Source organism: Vibrio sinaloensis DSM 21326 (assembly GCF_000189275.1).
GTDB classification, from domain to species: Bacteria; Pseudomonadota; Gammaproteobacteria; order Enterobacterales; family Vibrionaceae; genus Vibrio; species Vibrio sinaloensis.
This window is the reverse complement of record NZ_AEVT01000053.1, coordinates 80222-92095: the sequence shown is the minus strand read 5'-3', so window position 1 is coordinate 92095 and position 11874 is coordinate 80222. Positions and strand designations below refer to the sequence as shown.

Genomic DNA, 11874 nt, shown 5'->3' with positions numbered 1-11874 from the left:
TCCAAATAACAAATAGTAATTGCTGTATCAGCAAATAATTTCAATCTATTCAGCCTGTTGATAACCATCTAACAGGTGATTAAATTCAGGCTCAGTCCATCGAATTGAGCACTTGGAGAGCTCTTTATGAAAAGAACGCAACAATCTATCTAGATTCCCTTGCTGCCAGTTGGTTCCTTCCTGCTGGTAACATTTATCAAAATCAATAATCCAAACCTTACCATGCGAATCGAGCAGAATATTATGAATGTTAAGATCAGTATGATTAACACTCGCGCCATGCATCTTTGCGATCTCGCGTCCTATTGCTTGATACTCTTCCGGAATCAACGGACGCCGTTGAAGAATATCGACCAGATCAGCGGCGTTAGGGATCTTTTCACTCAATAAATCAGCGCGATAGACCAAACCTTGTTTGCTCGCTTGAGCCGCGATTGGCCTAGGGACATTAACCCCAGCATCTGCCAACACCTTCAGTAAATGAAACTCAGCATAGCTCCTCGTCGTCTCCCAACCGGAGAACCAGTAGCTGTCTGCGATGAGTTTGCCAAACAAACCTCCACGACGATAATGGCGCAAAGCTCCGACTACCGCCTCAGTCTGTACAAACCAAGTTGTACCCCGGCCGGAAGCGCTACCGACAACGGCCTCATTTTGCTTCCAGAAATCAATGTTAAACGCATCTTCTGGCGACTCCTTGAGCAACTCATCATCGTACCAAATCATTTGATTGCGAGATTGATAGGTTCTAATCACAAAAACACCTGCCGTAGCTTAGCGCAGCTCGATTGTACTCAATCTAAGCTACGAAATGATGGTAAAGGATGTAACCCCATGTAAACGCGGCTAAGCTCAATGCTACCAACACTGCCGCAGAACCGATATCTTTAGCCCTGCCGCTTAATTCATGACGCTCTGTGCCCACGCGATCGACAACCGCTTCGATTGCCGAGTTAATTAGTTCAACAATGAGCACCAGTACTACACTCGCAAGCATTAAAATGGTTTCAACTACGGGCAGTGATAGCCAGATAAGCGCAATCGCCGCAATGATCAATAACGACACTTCTTGTCGAATCGCCGCTTCATGCCGGAAAGCCGCTTTGAGGCCCTGGATCGAGTATCCTGTCGCATTCACAACACGCTTAATCCCTGTCGCGCCTGGTTTTCCACTTTGTTCTGGGTTCATAGCTAACCTTTTCGAAAAGAGAGTTGGTCGCCATTTTACATTTCTTGAGCTTATCTGCATAATTCTATGCCAACTTATCTCTTTGAGCTCTTGCTATGCCTTTGTTCAGCACAGCCCCTAAATCCATCTGCTTTCTTCGATTATCCGCAATAGGTGATACCTGCCATGCGGTTGCCGCGATACAGGCTTTACAGCATCATTGGCCGAACACTCAAGTCACTTGGATTGTGGGTAAAGTCGAAGCTCAACTCTTAGAAGGATTAGAAGGCGTCGAGCTTATCGTGTTTGACAAAAAAGCAGGGCTACAAGGCATGCAGGCTATATGGAAACAGCTCAAGGGGCGCAAGTTCGATGCTTTGGTCCACATGCAATTAGCACTGCGAGCCAGCTTACTCACCTTAGGCATTAAAGCCACCTACAAGTTGGGCTTTAACTTTAAACGTGCAAAAGAAGGTCAGTGGATGTTTACCAATAAGAAAGTTGCCGATACGACCTCTGCTCATGTGTTGGACAGTTTTTTCTCATTCACAGAAGCTTTGGGCGTACCGAGAAGCGCGCCGCAGTGGCAACTGCCCATTGCAGCGAAAGAGGTAGAATACGCTAAGCGTCTACTCAACCACAAACCAACCGTGGTCATTAGCCCTGCGGCAAGCAAAGATGAGCGTAACTGGCTAACAGAACGCTATGCGCAACTGGCTGATTGGTTAATTGAACAAGGCTATCAAGTGGCGCTGTGTGGGTCGCCTGCCGAGCGTGAGAAAAGTCTCGGGACCAGTATCACTTCCTTAATGCAACATACTCCACTGAACCTGATCGGCCAAACGAGCCTCAAACAACTCGCAGCAGTATTAGGTCAAGCCGTTGTCGTGATCGCACCTGACTCTGGCCCTGCGCATATAGCGACGACCCAAGGGGCTCCGGTTGTCGGTCTGTACGGGCACAGCAACCCCAAGCGAACAGGCCCTTACAATGATCTCGATTCCGTCGTCAGTGTTTACGAACAGTTTGTCGAGCAACAACAAGGCAAACCTGCAGAGCAGCTCGCTTGGAGCACCCGAGTAAAAGGAGATCATGTTATGCAGTCGATAACCCTAGACATGGTACAATCCAAACTTAAGCCACTTTTACATCAACATTAATGAAGGCAAATCTATGATAACTGGTGTTGTTATAACTCTTAATGAGTCAAAAAATATTGTTGAGTGCATTCAGTCCCTGCAACAAGTCTGTTCAGAGGTGGTTGTCGTTGACTCCAATAGTATTGATAACACCCGTGAGCTGGCAGAACAAGCGGGAGCCAAAGTGGTCATTCAAAGCTACTTAGGTGATGGATTTCAGAAGAATGTCGGCCTCGATCATACCGACAATCATTGGATTCTAAGCTTAGATGCCGACGAGCGCCTAACCGAGGAAATGGTAGCGGCGATTAAAGCGCTCGACTTGACCACCACTCAACATGACGCATTCGCATTCCGCCGTCGCAATTACATTGGTGGTCGATGGATTAAGCACTGTGGTTGGTACCCAGATTTTTGTATCCGTTTATACGACAAAAATCAGACCCGTTTTGCAGAAGTAAAACAGCATGCAGCCGTGCAAGCGAAAAACCCAGAGCGGATCAACGCCGATTTAATCCACTATTCATTCGAAAACTTAGGCCAGCTTTTTGCTAAACCGGGTCGTGATTTTAGTGGTCGAGCGGCGAAAATCATGTATCAAAAAGGCAAGCGTGTGAACGCCATTAGTCCTTTTCTGCATGGTTTGAACGCCTTTATAAAATCTTACTTCATCAAAAAAGGTTTTTTGGGCGGCGCGGACGGCCTAACGGTATCGATCAGTGCGTCATTAAGTAGCTACCTTAAGTACGCACGCCTATTAGAGTTCCAACGCGATCCTAAAGTACTCGAGAAAGAAGATTTTAATAAGGTGTGGTAATTCACCACACCTGCTTGTAGCAAGCAATATAGTGCTTTGCCATAGCCTCAGGGCTATATTGCTGCTTTACTCGCTGGATATTCTGTTGCAGCTCTCGGTATTGCTCTTGGCTGGTCGCCAACTCAAGCAAATACTGCTTCGCCTGTTGGCAATCTTGTGTATCCACCAAATACCCAGTCAACCCATGCTGGACAATCTCAGGTAACCCGCCCGCTTTGGACGTAATTACGGGCGTATCGTGTTGATAGGCTTCTAGCACCGCAGACCCTAGCCCTTCACTTTTTGAGGGCATGATCAACACATCACTGCGTCGCAGCACCGACCCGACATAAGAGGTGAAGCCAAAGAAAGTAACATTAGACAGCCCTTCTGCTTGCTGCTTCAGTGCCGCCTCCTCTTTCCCCTTACCCACAATCAGAAAGTGTATGCCCGGGTGTGTCTGCTCTAACTGTTTCGCCAGCTCAAGCGTAAACGGAACATTCTTAATATCGAGCAAGCTACCAAGCTGAGTTACGACAAACTTACTGTTGAGTTTACCGAGTAGGCTATCTACCTCATCACTGGAAGGCAGATTAGAATAGCTGTCATGCACAATCGACACATGTTGATTGAGTTGAGCAATATTATCCGCGACTTTTTGACTGACCGCGACGAGGTGAGCGGCATTACGATATGTCTTGGCTGACGCCTTTCCTTTCAGAGCTTTATCTACACGACGTGAGATGATGTAAGGCTTATTGGTGAGCAATGAAATGAGCCGAGCAAGATGAGCCCCTCGCCCATCATGAGCATGGAGCAACACTTCTTTTGTCATCATCGCAGTATATAAAACACGCCACAATCCTACCACCTCGACATCTTGCTCGGTGGCAAAACTTTGTTTCGCTTTTTGGGTAAATGGCTTGTTTTTTTTACCAAGAACCAGCTGATGAAAACCCGACAAACTGGCAATCAAATTCAAGGTTTGAACTTCACCACCACCAAAGCCAGATGCTAAGTTTATGTGTATAAGGGTTTTATCTGTCATATAATAACCAGCTGATACTCTCTATTAACGCCGAACTATACAATAAAATGAACACTAACGTTATCTATCCAGGCACCTTTGATCCTATTACAAACGGACACGTTGACATCATTAAACGTGCATCCAAGATGTTCCACAAGGTAACGGTAGCCGTCGCTGAAAGCCCGAGAAAGAACACTCTCTTTACCTTAGATGAGCGCATCGACATGGTTCAAGAAGTATTCAAAGGTCATTCGAATATCGTCGTGAAAGGTTTCTCTGGATTGTTAGTCGAGTTTGCTAAAGCAGAAAACGCCAACATCTTAATTCGTGGTCTGCGCACAACGATTGATTTCGAGTATGAGCTCGGTTTGTCGACTATGTATCAAAAGCTGATGCCAGAAATTGAAAGCTTGTTTTTACCACCAAACGAAAAATACGCCTTCTTATCTTCGACTATCGTCCGCGAAGTTGCCCTACATGGTGGTGATGTGGCGGATTTTGTTCATCCTTATGTTGCGAAACAGCTCCAGAACAAATAGCTTGCTAAACCAATAAGGCTGTCGTTATGACAGCCTTATTGGTTATTCCATATGATAAAAAGCCTGTGCTTTTGCCAGTTCTTTTTCAGAGTGATTCCGCGCCCAGTAGATACCTCCCTCCTTGACCACTTTAGCGGGTACCCCTACGGCAATGGCATCACTCGGTACGTTTTTAGTTAAAGTACTAAATGCACCAATAATCGACCCTTTGCCAATTGTCACACCTTTAATGATTTTCACATCACGACAAAGCCATACATGAGGGCCAACAAATACCCCAGAGATGCGCTGATTGAGAACATTGCCTTCAGCATCAAAGATAGGATGGCCATCATACTCTTGAATTAAGATATTGGCAGAAAGCATGGCATCATCGCCCAATACCAACTGACCGTAAGACTTAATATTCGCACCGGCTCTTATTCCAACATGCTCGCCAACCGCAAACAAGCTGTCGTCTCGCAGCAATGAAAACTTACTCTTCTTAATCACCGCATCATCACCAATATACAAGGTACTGTTTTTGCCTTTGACTAAGATGTTCACGTTGCCATTAAAGTTATCACCGATGACCACACGACTACCTTTTGCTCGCTTATCAAACTTAATCACAATGCGCGAACGGTGCTTAGTTTTACCTATCGAGACTTGGTTGCCCTTAGCGCCTTTAACAAACAAAACCTGATTGCGAAACAAACCACTGATCATTTTGGTCACTAAGGTAAATTGACTCATTCCTTGGGCAAAGTTTGTTGGAAACTTGGCGATGTATTGCTGCAGCTGCTTAGTATCGATCATGGATATAGTTCCTTCTGAATTTCTCCAACCGGCGCTTAGTTTGTATGTGGGTGATCAGACGCGTCACTTTGAAAGCATACTTTAGAAAATCATTGGTAAAACCATAGCCATCGATCATGACGATACGCACCTTACCCGCGATTTGTTGAACCACTAAGTTTTGCATGCGTAGGTCCGTCACAGACAAATGATTCGCCAAAATTGACTTAGCAAATTCATCAAATAACTCTGCCAGTTGCGGCTTACCCGACCAGTCCTGCAAGGATTGCGACAGTTGACCATTGTCGTCACGCACCAACGGACAAATCAAACCTATACCTTCGTTTGTCTCAACCCACTCTATTGGTAAAGCTAAAGGCAATGCTTGGCCTTGTTTCAAACTACTCGCATAATCAAACTCGCGCTCACTTTCATTCCTTGAACGCTTAACACGGTAGCGAACCTTGATACATAAATTAGGGTTTTCAGGGTGTTGATAACACAAACGTTCTGAACCCTTGCCAATGAGGACTGCTCCACTGAGTTCTATCATTTACTTACTTCCTGCAACTTGTGAACGTAAGTAGTAGTTTTGCAGCTTATGATATTCTTTCGCCCAATCTGGCTCAGGGTTTTCCGTTGGCGTTGTGTCAGTCATTACTCCTGTTGCCCATGAGTACAACTGCTTAGGGTTACTATTCTCGTATGCACCCCACTGATTAATACTTCGTGTTCGATTGTAGCCTCGGTTACTCACGCCTTCTACCGACAACATATTTTCACCGCCTAAGCTGATGTAAGTTTGATCAGATAAACTGAAGTGGTACAACGTCGGGAAAATATCACGATGCGAGCCAATACGTTGTGGTTGATAGGTATACTGACTATACTGCAATATGGCATCAGGTACGTACAGATAGAACGGCACTGCATAGCTGACCGCAAACTCATCAAGATTCTTCGTTGAGATAGAACGTACACGGTGATCCCCTGAAGCCGCAATCAAGGTCTTTTCGCCGAGCGTTGAGTCTTTGATTTCTTGAACAAAATTCCCCAGAGAGTCATTCGCGTACTGGTACGCCTCCAGCATTTCCGTTTCTTGACCTGCGATACTGCCAATAACGTCTTTCAAACGTTCACTCGCATGCGTCACCTTAGGCTGATAATCACCCGGTGGACGATAAGGAGAGTGATTCGTCACGGTCATGATGTAAATCAGCGTTGGCTTGGCCGCTTCGTCCAAAATTTTACGCGCAAACTTGAAGGTAAACTCATCGGGAGCTCCCCAAGTATCGGCGTATTGTTTCGCTTCGGGGAAAGCGCTTTCGATGCTGTTCTCATCGTACACCGCATCAAAGCCTTGAATAGGCAGATAGTTCGCCAAGTTGCGCCACATACTATTACCACCATAGATGAACACGACTTGGTAGCCAGCGCGCTTATAAGGCAATACAGCTGAGCTTGGCAATGCCACTTTCTGCGCCCCAGAATGGCTGATTGTCGGCACATCACTATGGAACAGCATCATTACGATACTATCAATCGTTGCGGTTGTTCCTGCCATGAAACGTTCGAAGACAAAATCTTCATCGAATGCTTTACGCAAGCTTCCGAGAAGGTCGTTACGCTGCGGGTCATCTTCAATCAAGACATTCGTCCCTAAGCCTTCCATCAATGCCATCACAACATGCGGAGGGTTTTTCTCCAGGTAAGCATTCTTAGCAGTATGGTATTCAGGCGTTGGTTGTCCAAGCATTTTTTCCATTTGCTCAGTCACCGCTTGCTCTGAAATAGGGTCGAATTTGGCTTGCTTCTTGTAGTCTCCGTTCGCCCAGCTCAACGCCATAAACGCATTCGGAGTAATGATGTTGAGCGGTTTGTATTGGGAGACATTGGCGTGATAACGCTTAAGTGGCAAACTGCCAATCGAGCCACGTGCCACGATGACATACACTACAATGGTCAACACAACAGACACTGTCGTTAAAGCCCAATGGCGAGGCGACCACTGCCATGACGTTGAACGCTGCACTAACAACTTAGTAAAGATATAGCCCAAAGCAGCGACAAAAACAGAAGCAAGGAATGAGCGTACTATCGGGTAATCTTGCCATGCATTATCTAGCACCGCTTTCGTGTCATCATCAAACAGACCAAACACGAAAACATCAATGTAGCTACCGTAGGTCACATAATAGTAATAGTTACCAATAGAGAAGCTGCAAAGCAGAAAAAAGATCAGCGCAGAATACCAAGGCGTTGCCTTTTGCCACCACGCAAAAGCTCGTGTTTTGGCAAGCAACAAACCTGCAAGTAGTACCGGCGCAAAACCAATAAAGACGATCTTGGCATCAAACCGCGCGCCGACCCAGAAAGCACGCCCGACATCACCACTCAAGCCAGCTAATCGCTGTGGCTCAATCGCTAGAGAAAAGAACAGCCCTCGAGATAAGGCTAAGAAGACAATTGCCGCTAGGTTGACCCAAAGGACAATTCGAATGAGTGATCGGTAGTTATGCTGAAAAGAAACCATAATGTCCCAATTGAGTTGATAAGAGCCAGCAAGTAGGCTGGCTCGACTAAGATTTTGCTTTAAATACCCACTTGTCGCTCAGTAAATAGTTGCTCACCATACCAACCAAAATACCCAGAACTAAGGCGACATACGCCCAACCCCCTTCGCTGCCAAGCAGCTCTAAAGACAACTTAAAGGTAATAAAGTTCGGGATCGCGGAAATGCATGCAGAGGTCATAAACTTAAGCCATTGCTTACGCTTAGAGCCGTGTTGAGAAGTCGCGGAGAACGTCAGGTATCGATTGCCTAGCCAAGTTGACGTAGCCGCGCAGAAAAAAGCAATCACACGCGACGTCATCAAAGGCCATTCGAAGGCATGCAGACAGAGGGTAAAAATTGAGGTATCGACAACAAAGCCGATACCTCCAACAAAGGCAAACTTAAGGAGTTTCATTGGTCACTTTCGAACAACGGTACATAGAACGTCTTGAGTTTTCAGGCTCAAGCAGTAAGTTACATTCTAATTGGTCACTCTCCAAGAAGCCTTGCATGTGGCGTTCACGGCCAATCATGTAGAATTCATTCGCTTCAATCTCTGCCGGTGTCGTGACTTTTATCGCCTGACCTAAGCTGTAGTATTGGCCTGAGAATGGGCGGCTACGAGCATAGTAAGTGTCCAGTTGTTCCGTTTGAGATTCAAAGAACACACGATCACTCTTATTGTTTTCCATGCCAGTGTTTAGCAAGATCAAAGCAATGAATAGCACTACTGGTAGGATCAACGACACAACGCTGAACCACTTCCAATCTTTCTCCATCACCATAATGGCTGCTAGAACACCGAGAGCTGGAATACCTGGCAACACGTAAGCAGGAAGAATATTTCCTGACATAGTGAACATTAGCAGTGGTGAGATAAGCCAAAAAATGGCAAACGAGAACAAGCCTTTGTTCGCCTGATTGGTTTCCTTGATACGATCACGACGGAACCAAGCTAAGATTGGCAGAGCAATTGACCAAGGCGCTGCACTTTGTAGCCAGAACAACCAGATCATGCCGCGAGGCTCATCGTGTGCACTGCCGTACAGATCTCCTTCCCAACCACTGACCACAAAACGTTTGAAGTGTTCACCGACAATGAAGTAATCAATAAAACCTGGCGTCGCACGTTCAGCGAGAATGTACCAAGGTAGTGCGATCGCCAACATCAACAGCACACCTTTGACAATTGGGAAACGCTGCCAAAGCTGAACAAACGCACCAATCAGACCATGCTGTAGAACCAGCCAAGGAAATACAGCCAGACCCATGATAACAATCACCACTGGACCTTTAGCCAGTAAACCGATGGCTAGACCAGCAAACGCAAAATAGGCCCAACGATCTTTAATGCCACCTTTTTCTTTCTCTAACCAGCAGTAGTAAAAGCCGACCATAGCCATCGTCATGCCTAGCGTCAGGGCCATGTCTGTCATCACCGCGCCCGCGGCAATCGAGAAAATACCACACGTCGCAAGCACGATAGACGCGACCAGCCAGTTGAAACCTTCGCGCTTAGCGACATAACCAACCAGAGCAATAACCAAGACACCCGCTAACCAATGAGGTGCACGTAAAGAGAATTCACTTAAGCCAAACAGCTCAACGCCCGTTGCACTCATCCAAGTAAACAGTGGTGGCTTGCCCCAGAACGGAACACCATAGTCAAATTGAGGAGTCAGCCAGTTGCCGGTTTCCACCATAAGGCGGGCCATTTCGCCATAGCGAGCCTCTGTCGTATCCATTAAAGGATAAAGGCCTAACGAAATCAGACGTAATAATAATGCGACAGCCAATACACCCCATAAGTGTTTAGCTGTGATCTTAATGTTCACTGTTATTTATCCTCAGTTTGATTTTCTTGCAGTGATGCTTTCGCTTGCTTTTCAATGTTCGACTGAACAATGAAGAGAGGTCGACGTTTAGTCTCAATAAAAATTCGCCCGATGTACTCGCCCATTAAGCCAATACACAGCAGTTGAATACCACCTAAGCCTAGTTGCACTACCATGATCGATGGGTAACCCACTACTGGTTCGCCTAGGAAGATAGTTTTGCAGATGATGATAAAACCGTATAGGAAAGCAAAGGCAGCCATAACCGCACCCAGCAACGTCGCTAAGCGCAAAGGTCGGATAGAGAAAGAGGAGATGCCATCGATCGCTAAGCCAATCAGCTTTAGGTAGTTCCACTTCGTCTCACCGACTAGGCGAGGATCGCGCTCAAATTGCAATGTCGTGGTGGTAAAGCCAGGCCAAGAGAATAAGCCTTTCATGTAGCGGTTTCGTTCTGGCAATTGATTAATATGCTCTACAACGCGGCGGCTCAATAGACGAAAATCACCCACATTTTCAGGCACATCCATTTGAGACACAGAATTCATCACACGGTAGAACCACGCCGCAGACTTCTGCTTCATCCAGGTCTCACCATGACGTTCTTTACGCTGCATATTGACAACGTCAAAACCCTCACGCCACTTCTCAAGCATTTCAGGCAGTAACTCAGGTGGATCTTGTAAGTCAGCATCAAGAATGGTCACAACTTGGCCACGGCTATACTCCAAACCGGCGCTCATTGCCGCTTCTTTACCGAAGTTTCGGCTTAAGTTGAGGCTAACGATGTTGCTGTGTTCGCTTTCAAAACCAGCCACAATACTTTGGCTATTGTCGCGACTACCATCATCAATGTAGATCACTTCACACAAGCCATCGATGCTGTCCAATACTGGCATTAGTCTTTCATGAAAAGCGGGAAGCACTTCCTCTTCATTATAATAAGGAACCAAAACAGACAGCAGAATCTCAGATTCACTCTCTATAGATGGTGCACAATGTGGGCAAGTTACCGCCGATGAAAGCTCTGTCATGGAAAGTACCTTAATGTACGAATTTCATGTTAGATAAGTCGTATTATTCCGATAGACACGACTTACCACGAAAAGGGGCTATATTCTACACTAATAGCTCCAGCGTAGGGTAGGCGAAAGTATATGAACCGATGCTGAATAGAGTCAAAAACGTAACCAAAGACAACCGTTATTAATGCTATTTTTTCTGGCATTGATTGCAAAAGAAGGTATTGCGCTGACCGATTTTTAACTCTTCTATAGGACCAGCACATTGAGGACAAGGTTCCCCTTTCTTTCCATATACTTGCAGCTCTTGTGCAAAATAGCCCGGCTTACCATCTGCCTGAGCGAAATCTTTTAGCGTGGTGCCACCTTGTTTAATGGCAGTATCCAACACTTGCTTGATCTCAACGACTAACAATTGCCACTGTCGCTCAGTTAATTGCCCTGCCGCTTTAGTTGGATGAATACCTGCGCTAAACAGTGACTCATTGGCATAAATGTTCCCTACCCCAACGACAACTTTGTTATCCATAATGAACTGTTTAACCGCGACCTTTTTATTGATGGCCTTAGCCGCAATATACTCAGCATTAAACTCATCGGTTAGTGGCTCAGGCCCAGCATTTTCGAGCACTGAATGATGCCCATCTTCACTCCAAAGCCATGCCCCAAAGCGGCGCGGGTCGTTGTAACGCAGCACCTTGCCATTAGCGAGTTTGAGATCCACATGATCGTGCTTACCTGGTGCAATTTCCGCGTCGAGAACACGCAATGACCCGGACATACCTAAGTGCACAATCGCCGATCCCGCATCCGTTTCAATCAGCAAGTACTTAGCGCGCCGAGTGATATTACGCACAACCTGCCCTTCCAGCTTTTTCAGTTCTACCGGGATATCCCAACGTAACTTAGGTGTACGAAACGTGAGCTTAGCAATCTTCTCGCCGATCAAATGCGGAGAAATCCCCATCCGACTCACTTCAACTTCAGGTAACTCAGGCATGCTATTCCTTAATC

At 46.1% G+C, this 11874-nt stretch carries 13 protein-coding genes; 3 read left to right on the top strand and 10 right to left on the bottom strand.

Annotated features, from left to right (window positions below):
• Positions 1-45: 45 nt before the first annotated feature.
• Together RH45_RS07685 and RH45_RS07680 are read right to left on the bottom strand one after the other, a co-directional pair.
• On the bottom strand, positions 46-756 hold the full coding sequence (locus RH45_RS07685; RefSeq protein ID WP_008075774.1) for a 3-deoxy-D-manno-octulosonic acid kinase: 711 nt from the start codon (positions 754-756) through the stop codon (positions 46-48).
• 43 nt (positions 757-799) lie between these two features.
• Positions 800-1189: a diacylglycerol kinase gene (locus RH45_RS07680; RefSeq protein WP_008075772.1), complete on the bottom strand. Its 390-nt coding sequence runs from the start codon at positions 1187-1189 to the stop codon at positions 800-802.
• Between the two features lie 95 nt (positions 1190-1284).
• On the opposite strand from RH45_RS07680, the gene RH45_RS07675 reads away from it, so the two are divergent.
• The gene (locus tag RH45_RS07675) at positions 1285-2328 is read left to right on the top strand and encodes a glycosyltransferase family 9 protein (RefSeq protein WP_008075770.1); all 1044 of its coding nucleotides are present in this window, start codon (positions 1285-1287) and stop codon (positions 2326-2328) included.
• Between the two features lie 13 nt (positions 2329-2341).
• Entirely contained in the window at positions 2342-3124 is a 783-nt protein-coding gene (locus tag RH45_RS07670; protein WP_008075768.1) for a glycosyltransferase family 2 protein, read from the top strand.
• Between the two features lies 1 nt (position 3125).
• Here the strand turns inward: RH45_RS07670 and RH45_RS07665 are convergent, their stop codons facing one another.
• A complete protein-coding gene (locus tag RH45_RS07665; RefSeq protein ID WP_008075765.1) occupies positions 3126-4151 on the bottom strand; it encodes a glycosyltransferase family 4 protein in 1026 nt (341 codons plus the stop codon).
• A gap of 47 nt (positions 4152-4198) precedes the next feature.
• Between RH45_RS07665 and coaD the strand changes: the two genes are divergently transcribed.
• Positions 4199-4672 (top strand): pantetheine-phosphate adenylyltransferase, encoded by a 474-nt coding sequence (coaD, locus tag RH45_RS07660; protein WP_008075762.1) that lies wholly within the window; start codon positions 4199-4201, stop codon positions 4670-4672.
• A 42-nt stretch (positions 4673-4714) separates the two neighbouring features.
• Here coaD and RH45_RS07655 read toward each other — a convergent pair whose 3' ends face one another.
• From RH45_RS07655 to mutM, 7 genes are all read right to left on the bottom strand, one after another.
• Positions 4715-5470 (bottom strand): acyltransferase, encoded by a 756-nt coding sequence (locus RH45_RS07655; RefSeq protein WP_008075760.1) that lies wholly within the window; start codon positions 5468-5470, stop codon positions 4715-4717.
• Positions 5457-6002, bottom strand: coding sequence for a YrbL family protein (locus tag RH45_RS07650; RefSeq protein WP_008075758.1), 546 nt, complete (start codon positions 6000-6002; stop codon positions 5457-5459). Before RH45_RS07650 ends, RH45_RS07655 begins: the two co-directional genes overlap by 14 nt.
• The gene (locus tag RH45_RS07645) at positions 6003-7982 is read right to left on the bottom strand and encodes an LTA synthase family protein (protein ID WP_008075757.1); all 1980 of its coding nucleotides are present in this window, start codon (positions 7980-7982) and stop codon (positions 6003-6005) included.
• 46 nt (positions 7983-8028) lie between these two features.
• Positions 8029-8418: a GtrA family protein gene (locus tag RH45_RS07640; RefSeq protein WP_008075754.1), complete on the bottom strand. Its 390-nt coding sequence runs from the start codon at positions 8416-8418 to the stop codon at positions 8029-8031.
• A complete protein-coding gene (locus tag RH45_RS07635; RefSeq protein ID WP_039958354.1) occupies positions 8405-9832 on the bottom strand; it encodes an ArnT family glycosyltransferase in 1428 nt (475 codons plus the stop codon). Before RH45_RS07635 ends, RH45_RS07640 begins: the two co-directional genes overlap by 14 nt.
• Positions 9833-9840: 8 nt before the next feature.
• A complete protein-coding gene (locus RH45_RS07630; RefSeq protein WP_008075750.1) occupies positions 9841-10872 on the bottom strand; it encodes a glycosyltransferase family 2 protein in 1032 nt (343 codons plus the stop codon).
• 178 nt (positions 10873-11050) lie between these two features.
• Positions 11051-11860, bottom strand: coding sequence for a bifunctional DNA-formamidopyrimidine glycosylase/DNA-(apurinic or apyrimidinic site) lyase (mutM, locus tag RH45_RS07625; RefSeq protein ID WP_008075749.1), 810 nt, complete (start codon positions 11858-11860; stop codon positions 11051-11053).
• Positions 11861-11874: the final 14 nt, after the last annotated feature.